Raw genomic sequence first — 17468 nt, 5'->3', positions numbered from 1 at the left:
TCGGGCGTTGGCGTGTGGTCATTGGACGCGGTGCCAGTCGGCAATGTTCCAAAGTTGCCCTTCCCAGCCATTCGGGCTGATGCCGCCAAGCGTGTCGACATGGGCGGACACCATGCCGCGATGGATCAGGGGCAGCATGAAATGGCCGTCCCGGGTCAGGGTCGCTTCAAGGTCACGGGCCAGATCCTGACGTTCGGTCGGGTCGGCGGTCTGGTGCAACACCTGTATCTGTTCATCGAAGGCAGGGTCGCAAAAGCGTACGGGGTTCTTGCCCTGCCACTGGTTGTCCGGCGATGGAATGCTGGCGCAGACGAATTTGTTCAGGAATGATGCCGGGTCGGGCAGGTAGAATGCGTCCGTATACATCTGTGCATCGGCATGGAATTTTTGCAGCGAGTCCGGGTTTTCCTGATCGCCGCCGAAAAAGACCGAACCTTCAACGGTCTTGAGCTGGGTCTCGACACCGATTTCCGACCACCATTGCTTGATCAGCGCCTGCACGTCCTGACGCACAGAGTTCACCGAGGTCTGGAAATCCAGCGACAGCGCAACGCCGTCTTTCTCACGCGTGCCGTTTGCGCCGGGCAGCCAGCCGGCCTGATCCAGCACCTCGTTCGCGCCGGCGATGTCCTGTGCGAAGCAGCTTTCGGGATCGGCGGGCGCAAAGCCGGGGGGAACGGGAACGATGCTGCAGGTGGCCTTGCCGGCGGGTCCATAGGTCAGCTCGGCCAGCAGCGGGCGGTCGATGGCCATTGACAGGGCCTTGCGCACCGCAGGATCGGTCAGGAACGGATGGGGATGCGCGATTGTCGAACGTTCGTCGGCGGGCAGGTCATATCCGGGGTCGGTCTGGTTCAGCTCGATCCGTTCCACCATCGATCCGAACGAGGCGACAATGCTGCCTTTGCCCTGGTCAACCATCGGGGCGATAATGTCCGGCGCCAGTTGCAGGTTCCAGGCGAAATCGAACTCGGCGGTTTCCAGAACTGCGCGGGCCGCTGCCATGGCGTTGCCGCCGCCCTTGATCGTGACGGTGGAAAAGGCTGGTTTCCCGGCCTCTCGGTAATGGGGGTTGATTTCGAATTGCACGACATCGCCGGGCCGGAAATTGGTCACCTTATAGGGACCGGTGCCGATCGGCCCGAAATTCTGATCTGTGCAGCTGGCGCCTGCGGGGCCAAGACAGGCTGCGAACTGGGCCTTTTGCAGAATCGGTGTGCGCTGACCGACAAATGCCTGCAGGGGCTTGTATTTCGGTTGGTCGAAATGGATGCGCACGGTCGTCGGGTCGATCACCTCGACCGAGCTGATATTTTCGAACTCGGACAGGACAGCACACCCAAACCCGGGTGTCATACAGTAGTCCGCGGTGAATTTCACGTCATCGGCGGTGACGGCGGTGCCGTCGGACCATAACAGGCCGGGCTTCAGTTTCCACGTGATCGATCGATAATCATCGGCGATGCCGCCATTCTCGACGCTGGGAATTTCCAGCGCCAAACGCGGGGTCAATGTGCCGTCATCCTCGACGATGGCCAGGGGTTCGACCGCAAGGCCGGCGGGTTCGACATCCTTTGCACTGGTCGAAAGATAGGGGTTCAGAACCATCGCGGCCTGCCAGTACAAGGCGCGCAGCTGGCCATCGCTGCCGCGTTCGGCAAGGGCAGGGCCGGCCACCAAAAAGGCCAGGGCGGATGCGGCAAGACGGTTCATTCCAGATCCTTTCGGTTTGATTGGATCGGCATGGCCCGGTTTGCACAGGCCATGCCGGTCGGGATTATTGACTGATGCGATACCAGTCTGCCGCGTTCCAGATTTCGCTGTCCCAGGTGTTCAGCAATACGCCGCCCAGATCGTTGGCATGCGCAGAGACGCGCCCACGATCGACCAGAGGCACGATCACCATGCTGTCCTTGGTCAGCATGTCGTTCATGGCCCGCGCCAGCGCGGCGCGCTGTTCGATATCGCCGGTCTTGCCCAGCTCGACCAGCTTCGCGTCATAGGATTCGTCACAGAAGCGGTTGATATTCTCGCCCTGCCACTGATCATCCGGGCCGGGAATCTTGTCACATGTGTATTGCGCCAGATATGGTTCGGGGTCGGTGCCGTCGAAGTTGTTGGCATACATCTCGACATCGGCATAGAACCGCTGGAATGTGTCGGGCGATCCGGCGTCACCGCCAAAGAAGACCGATGGATCGACCGTCTTCAATTCGGTTTCGACACCGATCTCGGACCACCATTGCTTGATCAGGGCCTGAAAATCCTGTCGCACGGCATTCACGCTGGTTTGAAACAGCAACGACAGCTTCATGCCGTCCTTTTCGCGGATGCCGTCACCGCCCATGGTCCAGCCCGCTTCGTCCAGCAGCGCCTTGGCACCTTCGACATCCTGCGTCAGACAACTGGTGTTGTCGGACGCGAACAGTTCCGGTGCCGGCACGAGGTTGCAGGTCGCGCGGCCGGCCTGCCCGTAACCGATTTCGGTCAGCAATTCGCGGTCGATGGCCATGGACAGCGCCCGCCGCACGCGTTCATCCGACAGGATGGGATGTGGGTGGCTGGGCGTGGACCTTTCGTCATCGGGCAGGTCCGAAGATGGGTTTGTCAGGTTCATTTCGATCCGCTCGACCAGGGTGCCGAAACCGGTGACAAGCTGTCCGCGTCCGGCCGTTTCCATGCTGGCCAGCACGTCGGGCGCAAGTTGCAGGTTCCAGGCATAGTCGAATTCGCCGGTTTCCAGCACCGCACGGGCCGCCGCCGTGGCGTCTCCGCCGCCTTTCAGGGTCACGGTCGCAAAGGCGGGTTTCACTGGGTCGCGATATTCCGGGTTTGCCTCGAGGGTAACGACGTCATTGGTCTTGAACTCGACCACCTTGAAAGCCCCGGTGCCGATCGGGTTGAAGTTTTCTTCGGTGCAGGTCGAGGCGGCGGTGCCAACACAGTTTTCAAACTGGGCCTTTTGAAGAATCGGCGAGGTTGCGCCGGTAAAGGCCGTGAACGGGTTGGGCCGCGGTTCGGTATAGTTGACGATGACGGTTCTGTCGTCCGGGGTGTCGACCGAAGCGATGCCCTGATAACGGGCGGCCTGGGCGCAGCCGCCTTCGGGATGCAGGCAATAATCCGCAGTGAATTTCGCGTCGGCCGAGGTGACGGGTGTGCCGTCCGACCAGCGGGCATCTTCGCGGATCTTCCACGTTACGGTTTTCAGATCCTCGCTGATGCCACCATTGTCGATGCTGGGAATTTCAACCGCAAGGCGGGGAATGACCTCGCCCTTTTCGTTGAAGCCGGCCAGACCTTCCAGCACCAGGCTGGATGCCTCGGCATCCTTGGTTCCCGACGACAGATATGGGTTCATCGTCGACGGAGCCTGCCAGTAGATGATCTTCAGGTCTCCGTCGCTGCCACGTTCTGCCATCGCGGCCGGAGCCAGCGCAATCGAGGCCGCGGCCCCCAAAAGCAATGTCTTCGGTGTCATGATACTCTCCTGTTGGCGTTGAAAGGTCGCCGGGTGCGCCCCTGGCGATGGCAAGCCCTTGTCAGGCCTGTGCTTTTCATCCCGTGTTCCCCGTTTCCCGGGCAATCGTTCCTGCGGCAAGATGCCCTGCGTCATGAAAACAATTCAAACGAAGGTCATTTCAAAAGCAAGACCTATCGCGATCCGGGAAAGACGGGGTAATGTCTTTGACTTTCGTCCTGCCGCCGCTAGCCTCGGGCGGGGAACAGATCGCGAGGGTGCCGGATGCTGGATGACAAGCCGCTTGTTTCGATCGAACAGCTTCGGGTTGAATTCCGGACCAATGATGGGGTCGTGGTTGGCGTCAGGGATGTCAGCTTCGACATCAGGCCCGGCGAATGCGTCTGCGTCGTGGGTGAATCTGGCTCGGGTAAATCGGTAAGCTCGTTGTCCCTGATGCGCCTGGTCGAGTTCGGTGGCGGCGAGATCACCAAGGGCAAGCTGATGTTTGACCGCGGTGACGGTCAGGCAATCGATCTGGCGCAACAGTCGACGCCGGCCATGCGCGATATCCGGGGCAATCAGATCGGCATGATCTTTCAGGAACCCATGACCGCGCTGAATCCGGTCTTTACGGTGGGGGATCAGCTGGCCGAGGGGCTGATCGCCCATCGTGGTCTGGGTCGCAGGGCCGCACGCGCGCAGGCGTTGGACATGCTGAAACAGGTGCGGATCCCCGAACCAGAACGCCGGCTGGATCAATATCCGCATGAATTGTCGGGCGGTATGCGCCAGCGGGTCGTGATCGCGATGGCGATGTGCTGTGAACCTCGTTTGCTGATCTGCGATGAACCGACAACGGCGCTGGACGTGACCATCCAGGCCGAAATCCTTGCGCTGATCGATCGGCTCAAGCGTGAAAAGCAGATCGCCGTCCTGTTCATAACGCATGACATGGCGGTCGTGGCGCAGATGGCAGATCGTGTGGTCGTGATGTATCGCGGAAACAAGGTCGAGGAAGGGCCGGTCGCGCAGATCTTCGAGGCGCCCGCACAGGATTACACCAGAATGCTTCTGGCCGCGGTGCCCAGGCTGGGCGAGATGACCGGCAAACCTGCCCCCGAACCCATGCGTGTGATGCGCAACGGGGCGAAGATCCGCGCGGAACATGTCGCTGCCCGGAACCCCCAGCCGCTGTTGACGGTCAAGAACCTGACGACGCGTTTTCCCGTCAAGGGCGGAATACTGCGCCGCACCATGGCGCATGTGCATGCCGTCGAAGATGTCAGTTTGACGATCAATGCGGGGGAAACCTTGTCGCTGGTCGGGGAATCGGGCTGCGGCAAGTCGACTTGCGGGCGTTCGATCCTGCGACTGGTCGAACCATGCTCGGGGCATGTGCAGTTGGGCGATGTGGATGTTCTGGCGCTGTCACAAGCCGGTTTGCGCCAGGCCCGACGTGATATGCAGATGATTTTTCAGGATCCGTTCGCCAGCCTCGATCCGCATATGAAGCTGTTTGATCAGGTCGCCGAGCCGATGCAAAACTATGGTATTGGCAATCGCGCCGAGCGCGAGGGTCGGGTGGCCGAGCTGTTTGACCGGGTCGAATTGCCGCGCAGCTTCATGCGGCGCTATCCACACGAAATGTCGGGCGGACAGCGCCAGCGGATTGCGATCGCGCGCGCGCTGGCGCTGAACCCCAGATTGCTTGTCGCGGATGAGGCCGTTTCGGCGCTGGATGTTTCCGTGCAGGCCCAGGTTCTGAACCTGTTGCTGGAACTGCAACATGATCTGGGGATTTCGATGCTGTTCATCAGCCATGACATGGCGGTGGTCGAACGGGTCAGCCACCGCGTGGGGGTCATGTATCTTGGCCGTATCGTCGAGATGGGCAGCCGCGGCCAGGTATTCGAAAACCCCCAGCACAGCTATACCAAGCAATTGATGGCGGCCGTTCCGGTGGCCGACCCCCGCAGGAAAAAGATCAACGAGGATCTGCGGTTCCGCCCAATTCCTTCGCCAATTCATCCGGTTGGCTATCAGCCCCCCCGCTCGGTCTATCACGAGGTCGCTGCGGGGCATCATGTTCTGGTCGAGCCGAGCACACATGACTGAAATCATGCGGGTCTGCCGGTTGCCCTCTTGCACGGTCTGCACAAAGGAATAGGCTGTCGCGCGAAGGAGACCGATCATGCCCGTCAAGAACCGTTTCGCCGAACTTCTGCCCGAAATCACCGCTTGGCGCCGTGATTTCCACGAAAATCCGGAGCTGCTCTACGAAGTGCATCGAACCGCCGGAAAAGTGGCCGGGCTGCTGCGGGCCTTCGGGTGCGACGAGGTGACCGAAGGTGTCGGCAGAACGGGTGTGGTCGGGGTGATCAGGGGCAGGTCCGACAACAGCAAGCGCGTGATCGGCCTGCGTGCAGATATGGATGCCTTGCCGATCCATGAACGGACCGGCGCCGATTACGCGTCGAAAACGCCGGGCATGATGCATGCCTGCGGCCATGACGGGCATACCGCCATGCTGCTTGGCGCGGCGAAATACCTTGCGGAAACCCGGAATTTCGATGGCACCGCAATCGTGATCTTTCAACCCGCAGAAGAAGGGGGCGGTGGCGGTGATGCCATGATCAAGGACGGGTTGGTGGATCGCTGGGGTATCCAGGAGTTTTACGGCATGCACAACATGCCCGGTATTCCTGTGGGCCAGTTCGCGATCAAGCCGGGTGCGATCATGGCTGCTGCGGATCAGTTCGACATCACCGTGACCGGCAAGGGGGGGCATGCGGCGAAACCGCATGACTGCATCGACACGACCCTGACCGCGGCCCAGATCATCGTTGCGCTGCAATCCGTGGTTTCGCGCAATGTGGATCCGTTGAAGAATGCCGTCGTTTCGGTTTGCGTCGTGTCAACCGACTCGACCGCGCATAATGTCATCCCCCAGGAGGTCAGGCTGAAGGGCACTGCGCGCAGCCTTGATCCGGCCGTGCGTGCCCAGCTGGAAGAGGGGATCAACCGCGTCGCGACCAATGTTGCCGCCGCCATGGGTGCGACGGCGAAGGTGGATTACCAGCGCGGCTATCCCGTGACCGAAAACAACGATCAGGCAACCGAATGGGCGGCAGATGTCGCACGCGGGATCGCGGGGGACGTTGATGTCAATGTCCAACCGATGATGGGCGGCGAAGATTTCAGCTATATGCTGAACGAGCGCCCCGGCGCCTACATCTTTCTGGGCAACGGTGATTCCGCGATGGTGCATCATCCGGAATACAATTTTAACGATGACGCGATACCGGCCGGCTCCAGCTGGTTCGCGGATATGATCGAAACCCGCATGCCCGCAGCGTGATCGCGGCGGCGCAATTGTCGCAGCAATCGCCGGTGATGTCGGAAATGCGATGCAAGGGCTGCGGAAAACTGACGAAATGCGTGTGTGGCATCGGCAGATGCCGCGCTCAGCATGAAAAGGACGATGTCATCAAATGAACAGCTTTACCTTGCGTGTGACCTGCGCGACCGCGCGCGGCATCGTGGCGGCAATTTCCGGATTTCTGGCGGCACAGGACTGCAATATCACCGATAGTGCGCAGTTCGACGATGCCGAAACGGGGCGCTTTTTCATGCGGATGAGCTTTCGTTCCGAGGGCGGTGCAACGCTTGAACAGCTGCGCAAGGATTTCGCTGCGGTTGCCACTGAATTCGGGATGCAGTTCGAGATCAGCGACGATTCCGTCAAGAAAAAGGTGCTGATCATGGTGTCGCGTTTCGGGCATTGCCTGAACGATCTGCTGTATCGTTGGCGGATCGGGGCGCTGCCCATCGATATCGTCGGGGTCGTGTCGAACCATCACGAATACCAGAAGGTCGTGGTCAATCACGACATTCCCTTTCACATGATGCGCGTCACCCCCGAAACCAAGGCCGATGTCGAGGCGCGCCAGATGGCACTGATCGAGGAAAGCGGCGCGGAGCTGGTCGTTCTGGCCCGCTATATGCAGGTTCTTTCGGACCAGATGTGTCAGAAGATGTCGGGCCGGATCATCAATATCCACCACTCGTTCCTGCCCAGCTTCAAGGGCGCCAACCCCTATAAGCAGGCCTATGAACGCGGGGTAAAGCTGATCGGGGCGACCAGCCACTATGTCACCGCCGATCTGGATGAAGGGCCGATCATCGAACAGGACACGGTGCGCGTGACCCATGCGCAATCACCGGGCGATTACGTGTCGCTGGGGCGTGATGTGGAATCGCAGGTTCTGTCCCGCGCGGTGCATGCCCATATTCACGGCCGCGTTTTCCTGAATGGCAGCAAGACCGTGGTGTTCCCGGCTTCGCCCGGCAGCTATGTGTCCGAGCGTATGGGGTGATTGGACAATTGCGCAGGTGATGCGGGCTGGGATATTGTCGCGCAATGGCGACCAAACCTCTCCGATTCATCCATCTGCGCACCCATTCCGAACATTCGCTTCTGGAAGGTGCGATCCCTGTCGGCAAATTGCCGGCTCTTGCCGCCGATGCGGGCATGCCCGCGGTCGCGCTGACCGATACCAACGCCATGTTCGCGGCGCTGGAATTCAGCGTGAAGGCGATGGACAAGGGGGTTCAGCCGATCATCGGCTGTCAGGTCACCCTGCAGGCCGACGTGACCGGCCCCATCGTCCTGCTGGCGCAGGATCAGCAGGGCTGGCTGAACCTGATGTCGCTGTCGACCTGCCTTTACATGCGCGACGGGCCCGATCTGCCGCATGTCACCCTGGATGAGCTGTGCGACCGGTCCGAGGGGCTGATCTGTCTGACGGGCGGTGCGCAGGGGCCGTTGGGCCAGTTGATCGCGCAGGGGCAAAAGGACAAGGCCGCGGTGCTGGCCGAACGGCTTGCCAAGGCGTTCTCGACGCGGCTTTACGTCGAGTTGCAGCGCCATCCGGGCGAAAACGGCAAGCTGCCCGAACCCGAGGCCCTGTCCGAGGCCGGGTTGATCGAACTGGCCTATGCGCAAGAATTTCCGCTGGTTGCGACCAATGATGTCTATTTCCCCAAGCCGGATCTTTACGAGGCGCATGACGCGCTGATCTGTATCGCCGAAAAGGCCTATGTCGATCAGTCGCAGCCCCGCCGCCGTCTGACCCCGCAGCATTACTTCAAATCGCCCGAAGAAATGGCCGTGCTGTTCGCGGACCTGCCCGAGGCGCTGGACAACACCGTCGAGATCGCCCGGCGCTGTGCCTTTGCGGTTGCCAAGCACGCGCCGATCCTGCCCAAATTCGCCGATGACGAGGTGGCCGAGCTGCGCCGTCAGGCCAATGAGGGGTTGCAGGCCCGTCTCAAGGTGATCCCCCACGCGGTCAGCGTCGAGGATTATCAGAAGCGGCTGGATTTCGAACTGGGCATCATCGAACAGATGGGCTTTCCCGGCTATTTCCTGATCGTGGCCGATTTCATCGGCTGGGCCAAGGAACATGACATTCCGGTCGGGCCGGGGCGGGGGTCGGGCGCGGGCAGCCTTGTGGCCTATGCGCTGACCATCACCGATCTGGATCCGCTGCGCTACAGCCTGCTGTTCGAACGCTTTCTGAACCCCGAACGCGTCAGCATGCCGGATTTCGACATCGACTTCTGCATGGACCGCCGCGAAGAGGTGATCCGCTACGTTCAGGAAAAATACGGCAAGGACAAGGTCGGCCAGATCATCACCTTCGGCGCGCTGCTGTCCAAGGCCGCCGTGCGCGATGTGGGACGGGTGCTGCAATTGCCGTTCGGGCAGGTTGACCGGCTGTCCAAGATGATCCCGGTCGAGGGCGTTAAACCCGTCAGCATCACCAAGGCCCGTGCCGACGAACCCCGCCTGCGCGAGGCCGCCAAGGAAGAGGTCGTCGGCCGCCTGCTGGATTACGCCGAAAAGATCGAGGGGTTGTATCGCAACGCCTCGACCCATGCGGCCGGGGTGGTGATCGGTGACCGCCCGCTGGACCGGCTGGTGCCGCTGTATCGCGATCCGGCATCCGACATGCCCGCGACCCAGTTCAACATGAAATGGGTCGAACAGGCTGGTCTGGTCAAATTCGACTTTCTGGGCCTCAAGACGCTGACTGTCATCCAGAACGCCGTCGATCTGATCAATGGCGGCGGGCGGCCCCTGCATGTCGCCGCCGACGAGCGCGAACTGTACCAGCCGCCCGAGGGCGCGGTGAACCAGATCAACGCGATCCCGCTGGACGACAAGGCCAGCTATGACCTGTTCGCCAGCGCCCGGACGGTCGCGGTGTTCCAGGTGGAATCCAGCGGCATGATGGACGCGCTGCGGCGCATGCGCCCGACCTGCATCGAGGATATCGTGGCACTGGTCGCGCTGTACCGTCCCGGCCCGATGGAGAATATCCCGACCTATTGCGACGTGAAGAACGGCGCGCGCGAACTGGAATCGATCCACCCCAGCATCGACCATATCCTTGCCGAAACGCAGGGCATCATCGTCTATCAGGAACAGGTGATGCAGATCGCGCAGGTCATGGCGGGCTACAGCCTTGGCGGCGCCGACCTGCTGCGCCGCGCGATGGGCAAGAAGATCGCCGCCGAGATGGCCAAGGAACGCCCAAAATTCATCAAGGGCAGCGTCGAGAACGGCGTGTCGGAAAAGAAGGCCGGCGAGGTCTTTGACCTGCTGGAGAAATTCGCAAATTACGGCTTCAACAAATCCCACGCCGCCGCCTATGCCGTGGTCAGCTATCAGACGGCATGGCTGAAGGCGAACCACCCGGTCGAATTCATGGCCGCGGTGATGAATTGCGATATCCATCTGACCGACAAGCTTGCCGTCTATAAACGCGAATGCGACCGCATGGGGATCGAGATCGTGCCCCCCTGCGTCAACCGCTCGGCCCCCAGTTTCACGGTGAAGGATGGCCGCATCCATTACGCGCTTGGGGCGCTGAAGGGCGTCGGGCTAGAGGCGATGCGCCTGATCCACGAGGCGCGGGGCGATCAGCCCTTCCGCGATATCAATGATTTCGCCCGCCGCGTCGACATGAAGCGCGTCGGCAAGCGGCCCCTGGAAATGCTGGCGCGTGCCGGGGCGTTCGACCTGCTGGACGACAACCGCGCAAGGGTGCTGAAATCGCTGGATGGGCTGGTGGCGTGGTCGGCTGCGGTGCAGGAACAGGCGGCCTCGGCCCAGACATCGCTGTTTGGCGGGGGCGAGGATCTGCCACCGCCGCGCCCCGCGCTGGCGCAGGTCTGGCTGCCCGCCGAAAAGCTGGGCGAGGAACACAAGGCCGTCGGCTTCTACCTGTCGGGGCATCCGCTGGACGATTACCTGCCCGCGCTGAAGCGCAAGAAGGTCCAGACGCTGGCTGAAATCAGCGCCGATGCGGCGGGTGGGCCGCTGGTCACCTCGATCGCGGGGACGGTGGCGGCGCGCATGGAACGGAAATCGGCCAAGGGCACGCAATACGCCTTTGTCAGCCTGTCCGATCCGACCGGCCTTTACGAGGTGACCGTGTTCAGCGATCTGCTGAACGCGGCCCGCGACCGGCTGGAACCGGGCGAGAATGTCGTGTTGCAGGTCAAGGTCGAACCCTCGGGCGATCAGGTCAAGATGCTGGCCAATTCCGTGGCGCGGCTGGATGATGCCGTGGCCGATGCGGGCGCGGGCTGTCTGGCGGTGGAAATGCAGGGCGCCGACACGATCCCGCGTCTGGCCGAGGTTCTGGGCCGCATCCAGACCGAGATCACCGTATCATCGCGGTCGCGCGGGCCGGTCCTGCTGCGCATTCGCGAGGGCGACGAGCTGATCGAGATCGAGGTCGCCAATGACGCGCCCCTGACCACGCCCGCCCGTCAGGCGCTGCGCGCGGTGCCCGGCGTTCTGGACGTGATCGAGGAATAATCGCTCAGACATGCCCTGTGCCGGTTGATACCGGCATGGGGCGATTATTCGTGATGGTCGCGTTCGTCCTTGCCGTCCTCGGCCGTGGAATCCATGAGGCTGCGTTCCGCCGAATTTCCAAAGGTCGCCCAATGCTTGTCTTCGCCACAATGTGGCAGTTCATCCGGGCTCCAAGTGAGATGCATGTTGACCTTGGCGATCATCAATCCAGTGATTGGCGCAGTCAAGAACAGGAACAACGCAATCAGCAATTCGTGCCAGCTGTAGTGATCGCCGAAAAAGGCGAACCATAGCAGGGACGCGATCAGCACACCGCCAACCCCCAGCGTTGCGGCCTTGGTCGGACCGTGCAGGCGGGTCATCTGGTCCGGCAGCTTGACCAGCCCGAAAGAGCCGACAAAACCGAAGAAACCCGCAAGGACCAGCATGGCTGAAATCAGAAGTTCTGCATAGAATTCCATTGTCCGGTCCTTTCTATTCGATCACATCGCCGCGCAGCAGGAACTTGGCATAGGCGACGGTCGACACGAAGCCGACCAGCGCGAACAGCATCATGATCTCGAAATACATGGTGGTGTCGTGTAAAATACCAAACAATGCGATCAGCGCGATCATGTTGATCGACATGGTGTCCAGCGCCAGCACGCGGTCCCCGACGCCGGGGGCAAACACAACGCGATACAGGCAGAACAGCTGGCCGATACCAAAACAGGCGAAGGCGAAATACAGCGCATATTCGATCATTCGAAAATCTCCTTCAGCCGGTCTTCATAGCGTGACTTGATGTCCAGAATGACCGATTCCGGGTCGGGTGCATGCAGGCAATGAACCAGCAGGGCATGGCCGTCCTGTGACAGATCCGCGCTGACGGTCCCCGGCGTCAACGTGACCGTGCTTGCCAATACCGTGATCGCCTCGGGCGAGCGCAGCTCAAGCGGGATCGTGATCCATGCCGGGTGCAGGTTCCGGTTGGGTTTGAACAGCACGATCATGGCGACCTGAATATTGGCCTTGATGATGTCATAGATCACCATCAGGCAATATCGGACGATCTTGAGCGGGTGGCGCAGGCGCGCGCGATCGGGCCAATAGGGTTCGGTCAGCGCCGGCACCGCGATCGCAAGGATCACGGCAAAGACCAGCGATCCCCAGGCAAAGCGGTTGACCAGCAACATCCAGATGACGACCAGCAATGCCGAAAGATAGGGGTGGGGGAAAAGGCGACGGATCATCTTGAACCCTCCTGCTGGCGCAAGACCGAGTCATAGTAAATCTGGGGTGTGGTCAGCTGATCCGCGGTATTCTTGAGATAATCGGTCATCGGGCCTGCAAACAGCGTCAGCGCCGCCAGCCCGGCCAGCAAGATGCCCACGGAAACGAAGGACAACCAGGGGGCAGCCGAATCCCCGACATCCTGAATAGGCTCATCCGTTTCCAGTTTGGTCGGAATCGGGCCGCGTTCGGGGGTATCACCTTCATCGGTGTCATTGCCCGGTTCGGGGTCCATCTCGTGTGATTTCCAGAACAGGATCGAACCGGCACGCGAAAAGCCCACGATTGCAATCAAGGAGGTCACAATGATCGTGGACCAGATCCCGATCATCCAGGGATCATCGGCGGTTGCCTCGAGGATAAGCAGCTTGCCCAGGAAACCGGACAGCGGCGGCAGGCCCGCAACGGCAATCGCGGTCAGGAAGAACATCGCCGACACAAGTCCGGTATTCAGGATCGCGGGACGCAGGCGCAACCAGATATCGCCACCGCGCCGCGCGGCGATCATGTCAACAACCAGGAACAGCGCCGCCGTCGCCAGGGTCGAATGAATCAGGTAGTACAGACCCGCCGTCAGCCCCTGGGCATCAAACCGGGCCAGCGAGATCATCAGTGTTCCGATTGATGCAATGGCGGCATAGGCCGCCAGCCGGGTCAGGCTGCGCGTTCCCAGCACGCCGATCTGGCCAAGCGCCAATGTGATCAGCGCGGCAGGCAGGATAAGGTCGGTGGCAAGGGTCTCGGCAACCGAGTCCTGCGGAAAGACCAGCGTGAAAAAGCGGATGATCGCATAGACCCCGACCTTGGACATGATCGCAAACAATGCCGCGACCGGTCCGGGCGCGTTCGCATATGTGGCTGGCAGCCAGAAATGCAGCGGCACAAGCGCGGCCTTGATCGCAAACACGATCAACAGCAGCACCGCGCCCGCCCGCAGCAATGCGGTATCCTCGACGGGCATGGCGGCAACGCGCTCGGCCATATCGGCCATGTTCAGCGTGCCCGTCACCGCATAAAGCGTACCAAGCGCGGCAAGGAACAATGTCGATCCGGCCAGGTTATAGGCGATATACTGCACGCCCGCGCGCAGCCGCATCGGGCCGCCGCCATGGATCATCAGGCCATAGCTGGCGATCAGCAGAACTTCGAAGAACACGAACAGGTTGAATGCGTCACCGGTCAGAAACGCCCCGTTCAGCCCCATCAACTGGAACAGCCAAAGCGAATGAAAATGCCAGCCTTTGCGATCCCAGCCCGAGCCAATGGCATAAAGCTGTACCACGACGGCCAGCACCGATGTCAGCAGAAGCATCATCGCCGACAACCGGTCCAGCATCAGCACGATGCCGAAAGGTGCCGACCAGTTGCCCAGCCGATAGACGAAGATCTCGCCGCCTGCGGACAGGTGGCTGAGCTTCAGCGCAACGGCCAGCGTCAGAACGCTGCCGATGATGCCGAAAACGCGTTGCTGCAACAGGTCATGCCGCATCCACAGGATCATCAGGGATCCAAGCAGGGCCGGGACAAGGACCGGGGCGATCAGCAGGTGGTTCATGCGGTCTCGTCCTCGGGCTTCTGGTCGTCAACGGTTTTCAGCGGCGGCATGATATAGTCGTCGTCAGGCATGTTGATGCGATCATCGCCCCCTTCGATAAAGGAACCCAGTGCCATCATCACGACCACGGCGGTCATCCCGAACGAGATCACGATCGCCGTCAGCACAAGGGCCTGGGGCAGCGGGTCGGTATATGTTGCATGCCCGCCCGCTGCATGGTCCTGCAAAATGGGTGGCAGGTTCACCACCAGGCGGCCGGTCGTGAACAGAAAGGCATTGATCGCATAGGTCAGCATCGTCATGCCAAGAACGACGGCAAAGGTTCTCAGCCGCAAGATCAGATAGATTCCGGCAGCGGTCGTCGCGCCGATCGCAGAGGCCACAAGCATTTCCATCACTGGGCTCCTTCTTTGGGTTCGTCGCGAAGATTGATGTCCATCGGGTTCTTGTTCACGGTTTCTCCGGCGCGCCGTGCGATCCGGCTGAGAGAGTTCAGCGCCAGCATCACCGCCCCGACCACACAGAGGAACACGCCCAGGTCAAAGCCCATCGCGGTCGCAAGTTCGAATTTTTCGAGGAAGGGCAGTTTGAAATAGCCGAAATCCGAGGTCAGGAAGGGCAGCCCGTTGAACCAGGCGCCGATGCCGGTGACGCCTGCGGCGACCACGCCTGCACCGATCAGTGCGTGATAGGGAATGGTCTGGCGTTCTTGCGCCCACGCATAGCCCGAGGCCATGTATTGCATCAGCAACCCGATCGCGACGGCCAGGCCGGCGATGAACCCGCCGCCCGGCTGGTTATGGCCGCGCAGGAACATATAGACACCGACCACCAGCGAAATCGGCAGGATCACCCGTGTCGCGATGACCAGCATGACGGGGTGACGGTCGCCGGCGCGGCGCTGATCATGCACCCAGTTGGTCAGGCGTTTGGCGGAATTGCCCTGCAGCAGGGTCTGGGTCAGCGCAAAGATCGCCAGAGCCGCAATCCCCAGGACGGTAATTTCGCCAAAGGTGTCATAACCACGGAAATCCACAAGGATCACGTTCACGACGTTGTCGCCTCCGCCTAGGGCGTAGCTGTTTTCAAGCATGTAGCCCGATATCGGATCAAAGGCGAAATCGCGCCGCAGCATCGCATAACACAACGAGCCCATGCCGATCCCGGCCAGTGTGGCGATGAACGCGTCCCATCCCCGGTGGATGGTCGATGTCTCGGTTGCGGTGCGCTTGGGCAGGAAGTGCAAAGCCAACAGCAGCAGGATGACCGTGACCACCTCGACCGAAATCTGTGTCAATGCAAGATCGGGGGCCGAGAAATAGGCAAAGAATACCGAGGTGACCAACCCGACAACCCCGACCAGAACCAGCGCCAGCACACGGATGCGATGAAAGAAGACCATGCACCCTGTCGCCACCATGACCATCAGCCAACCGATCAGCGGCACAGGCTCGATCGGCAGCATCGGCCGCGTGGCAGGCCCGACGCGGCCGGTATACCAGGCGACAGAGCCGGCAAACAGCGTCGCCAGCGTAAAGGCCGCAAGCGCCCGCGGCATCGAGCCGTTGGTCAGGTTGTCGCTGATACCGCGGGCGGCAAAGACGATGCGCAGGACCAGCCAATCAAAAATCGCCTTGGCTTCGGGGCGGGGGGCGCTGTCCCAGGCGGCCTGAAATGACTTGTGCAAGGACAGAAGCGCCGCACCCCCGGCAATCGCGATCAGCGACATGATCAATGCCGCATTAACCCCATGCCACAGCGAAATATGCGCATGCGGATGCCCGCCGGTCACGGCCGCCGCCGAGGCGTCGACCAGCCACCCTGCCAGCGTGTTCGGGAACAACCCGATCAGAATCACCAGCGTCACAAGAAGCGCGGGACCGGCCCACATGCCAAAGCCTGGATCGTGGGGCTGGTGGGGATAGTCATCCCGTTGAGGGCCGAGAAACACGTGAAAGATGAAGCGCAGCGAATAGGCCACGGAAAACAGCGCCGCCAGGGTTGCAAAAATCATGAAACCTTGCCGCGCCACGGCCAGATGGCTGGCTTCGTAGAGCATCATTTCCTTGGACAGAAAGCCGTTCAAGGGCGGTATGCCGGCCATGGACAATGCCGCAACCGTGCCGATGACAAAGGTCACCGGCATGAGTTTGCGCAAACCACCCAGTCGCGCGATCGACCTCGTATGGGTTTCATGGTCGATGATGCCGGCTGTCATGAACAGGGCGGCTTTGAATGTCGCGTGGTTGATGATGTGGAACACGGCGGCGATCGCGGCCTCTTCGGTGCCAAAGCCCAGCAGCATCGTGATCAGGCCCAGATGGCTGACGGTCGAAAAGGCCAGCAGCGCCTTGAGGTCATCCTTGAACAGCGCGATCGACGCACCCAACAACATTGTGATCAGGCCCGTGGTCGACACGATCCAGAACCATTGCTCGGTTCCCGCCAGAACGGGCCAAAGGCGTGCCATCAGGAACAGGCCGGCCTTAACCATGGTTGCGCTGTGAAGATATGCACTGACCGGGGTTGGTGCGGCCATGGCGTGCGGCAGCCAGAAGTGGAACGGAAATTGTGCCGATTTGGTAAAGGCCCCGATCAGGATCAGGATCAGCGCCGGCGTGTAATAAGGGCTGGCCTGAATGGCGTCTTTCGCATTCAGGATGTCACTGATGTCATAACTGCCCGCGATCTGCCCCAGCAAAAGCATACCGGCAATCATCGCGAGGCCACCCATGCCGGTCACGGTCAGCGCCATCCGGGCACCCTGCCGCCCGGCCGGAAGATGGCGCCAATAGCCGATCAGCAAAAAGGAGGAAAGTGACGTAAGTTCCCAAAAAACAAGCAAAAGCAATATGTTGTCTGAAAGAACGATGCCCATCATCGCGCCTTGGAACAGCATCAGATAGGTATAGAACTTGCCGATCGAATCCTGGCGAGACAGGTAGAAGCGCGCATAGGTTATGATCAACAAGCCTATGCCCAGAATCAGAATGCCGAACAAAAGCGAAAGCCCGTCGATCCGGAAATTCGCGTTCAGCTGGATCAGTGGAAGCCATTCGAAACGTGCGATCAGTACCTCGCCCCGCAGAATGGCGGGAATGTGCAACAGCAATCCCAGCAAGGCGACAAATGTGGTCGTTCCACAGGCGGTCGCGGCAACAGTTCGTCCCGAACGGATCAAGAGGCCGGGCAACAAGGCCCCGATGAAAGGCAGCAGAGCGATAAGTGCTGGCGACATGAAACCTCGTTCCTGTGGGCGTTAACGACTTGTTGTTTAACTTTGTGTT

Annotated in this window: 12 protein-coding genes; 4 read left to right on the top strand and 8 right to left on the bottom strand. The window is 60.8% G+C overall.

Annotated features, from left to right (window positions below; all coding sequences use genetic code 11):
- Window positions 1-18: 18 nt before the first annotated feature.
- Entirely contained in the window at window positions 19-1713 is a 1695-nt protein-coding gene (locus PAF17_RS02870; protein ID WP_271887580.1) for a peptide ABC transporter substrate-binding protein, read from the bottom strand.
- Window positions 1714-1777: 64 nt separating this feature from the next.
- Window positions 1778-3481, bottom strand: a complete 1704-nt coding sequence (locus PAF17_RS02865) for a peptide ABC transporter substrate-binding protein (protein ID WP_271887579.1) — start codon at window positions 3479-3481, stop codon at window positions 1778-1780.
- A 264-nt stretch (window positions 3482-3745) separates the two neighbouring features.
- Between PAF17_RS02865 and PAF17_RS02860 the strand changes: the two genes are divergently transcribed.
- The 4 genes from PAF17_RS02860 (at window position 3746) to dnaE (ending at window position 11354) form a co-directional block, all read left to right on the top strand.
- The gene (locus tag PAF17_RS02860; protein WP_271887578.1) at window positions 3746-5578 is read left to right on the top strand and encodes an ABC transporter ATP-binding protein; all 1833 of its coding nucleotides are present in this window, start codon (window positions 3746-3748) and stop codon (window positions 5576-5578) included.
- A gap of 76 nt (window positions 5579-5654) precedes the next feature.
- The gene (locus PAF17_RS02855) at window positions 5655-6821 is read left to right on the top strand and encodes a M20 aminoacylase family protein (RefSeq protein WP_271887577.1); all 1167 of its coding nucleotides are present in this window, start codon (window positions 5655-5657) and stop codon (window positions 6819-6821) included.
- A gap of 133 nt (window positions 6822-6954) precedes the next feature.
- On the top strand, window positions 6955-7839 hold the full coding sequence (gene purU / locus PAF17_RS02850; RefSeq protein ID WP_271887576.1) for a formyltetrahydrofolate deformylase: 885 nt from the start codon (window positions 6955-6957) through the stop codon (window positions 7837-7839).
- A 44-nt stretch (window positions 7840-7883) separates the two neighbouring features.
- Complete coding sequence (gene dnaE / locus PAF17_RS02845; RefSeq protein ID WP_271887575.1) at window positions 7884-11354, top strand: DNA polymerase III subunit alpha; 3471 nt, start codon at window positions 7884-7886, stop codon at window positions 11352-11354.
- 44 nt (window positions 11355-11398) lie between these two features.
- Here dnaE and PAF17_RS02840 read toward each other — a convergent pair whose 3' ends face one another.
- From PAF17_RS02840 to PAF17_RS02815, 6 genes are read right to left on the bottom strand one after another with little or no spacing between them, the layout of a single operon-like run.
- Complete coding sequence (locus PAF17_RS02840) at window positions 11399-11815, bottom strand: Na+/H+ antiporter subunit G (RefSeq protein WP_271887574.1); 417 nt, start codon at window positions 11813-11815, stop codon at window positions 11399-11401.
- A gap of 13 nt (window positions 11816-11828) precedes the next feature.
- Window positions 11829-12098 carry a K+/H+ antiporter subunit F gene (locus tag PAF17_RS02835; RefSeq protein WP_271887573.1) on the bottom strand — a complete coding sequence of 90 codons (270 nt, stop codon included), beginning with the start codon at window positions 12096-12098 and terminating at the stop codon, window positions 11829-11831.
- Window positions 12095-12586, bottom strand: a complete 492-nt coding sequence (locus tag PAF17_RS02830) for a Na+/H+ antiporter subunit E (RefSeq protein WP_271887572.1) — start codon at window positions 12584-12586, stop codon at window positions 12095-12097. The genes PAF17_RS02835 and PAF17_RS02830 overlap by 4 nt, the downstream gene beginning before the upstream one ends.
- Window positions 12583-14181, bottom strand: a complete 1599-nt coding sequence (locus PAF17_RS02825; protein ID WP_271887571.1) for a monovalent cation/H+ antiporter subunit D — start codon at window positions 14179-14181, stop codon at window positions 12583-12585. Before PAF17_RS02825 ends, PAF17_RS02830 begins: the two co-directional genes overlap by 4 nt.
- A complete protein-coding gene (locus PAF17_RS02820) occupies window positions 14178-14576 on the bottom strand; it encodes a Na+/H+ antiporter subunit C (RefSeq protein WP_271887570.1) in 399 nt (132 codons plus the stop codon). Before PAF17_RS02820 ends, PAF17_RS02825 begins: the two co-directional genes overlap by 4 nt.
- The gene (locus PAF17_RS02815; protein WP_271887569.1) at window positions 14576-17419 is read right to left on the bottom strand and encodes a monovalent cation/H+ antiporter subunit A; all 2844 of its coding nucleotides are present in this window, start codon (window positions 17417-17419) and stop codon (window positions 14576-14578) included. The genes PAF17_RS02820 and PAF17_RS02815 overlap by 1 nt, the downstream gene beginning before the upstream one ends.
- Between the last annotated feature and the right edge of the window lie 49 nt (window positions 17420-17468).

The organism is Paracoccus onchidii (genome assembly GCF_028294535.1).
Lineage (GTDB): Bacteria > Pseudomonadota > Alphaproteobacteria > Rhodobacterales > Rhodobacteraceae > Paracoccus > Paracoccus onchidii.
Note: the sequence above shows the minus strand (reverse complement) of the source record. Positions and strands in the feature narration are given on the sequence as shown.

What these genes read in the sequence shown, in the direction of transcription:
- PAF17_RS02840 (WP_271887574.1), bottom strand. Translation starts at nt 11,815, where the DNA reads ATGGAATTCTATGCAGAACTTCTGATTTCAGCCATGCTGGTCCTTGCG.
- PAF17_RS02820 (WP_271887570.1), bottom strand. Translation starts at nt 14,576, where the DNA reads ATGGAAATGCTTGTGGCCTCTGCGATCGGCGCGACGACCGCTGCCGGA.
- PAF17_RS02860 (WP_271887578.1), top strand. Translation starts at nt 3,746, where the DNA reads ATGCTGGATGACAAGCCGCTTGTTTCGATCGAACAGCTTCGGGTTGAA.
- PAF17_RS02855 (WP_271887577.1), top strand. Translation starts at nt 5,655, where the DNA reads ATGCCCGTCAAGAACCGTTTCGCCGAACTTCTGCCCGAAATCACCGCT.
- PAF17_RS02835 (WP_271887573.1), bottom strand. Translation starts at nt 12,098, where the DNA reads ATGATCGAATATGCGCTGTATTTCGCCTTCGCCTGTTTTGGTATCGGC.
- PAF17_RS02825 (WP_271887571.1), bottom strand. Translation starts at nt 14,181, where the DNA reads ATGAACCACCTGCTGATCGCCCCGGTCCTTGTCCCGGCCCTGCTTGGA.
- purU (WP_271887576.1), top strand. Translation starts at nt 6,955, where the DNA reads ATGAACAGCTTTACCTTGCGTGTGACCTGCGCGACCGCGCGCGGCATC.
- PAF17_RS02830 (WP_271887572.1), bottom strand. Translation starts at nt 12,586, where the DNA reads ATGATCCGTCGCCTTTTCCCCCACCCCTATCTTTCGGCATTGCTGGTC.
- PAF17_RS02865 (WP_271887579.1), bottom strand. Translation starts at nt 3,481, where the DNA reads ATGACACCGAAGACATTGCTTTTGGGGGCCGCGGCCTCGATTGCGCTG.
- dnaE (WP_271887575.1), top strand. Translation starts at nt 7,884, where the DNA reads ATGGCGACCAAACCTCTCCGATTCATCCATCTGCGCACCCATTCCGAA.
- PAF17_RS02815 (WP_271887569.1), bottom strand. Translation starts at nt 17,419, where the DNA reads ATGTCGCCAGCACTTATCGCTCTGCTGCCTTTCATCGGGGCCTTGTTG.
- PAF17_RS02870 (WP_271887580.1), bottom strand. Translation starts at nt 1,713, where the DNA reads ATGAACCGTCTTGCCGCATCCGCCCTGGCCTTTTTGGTGGCCGGCCCT.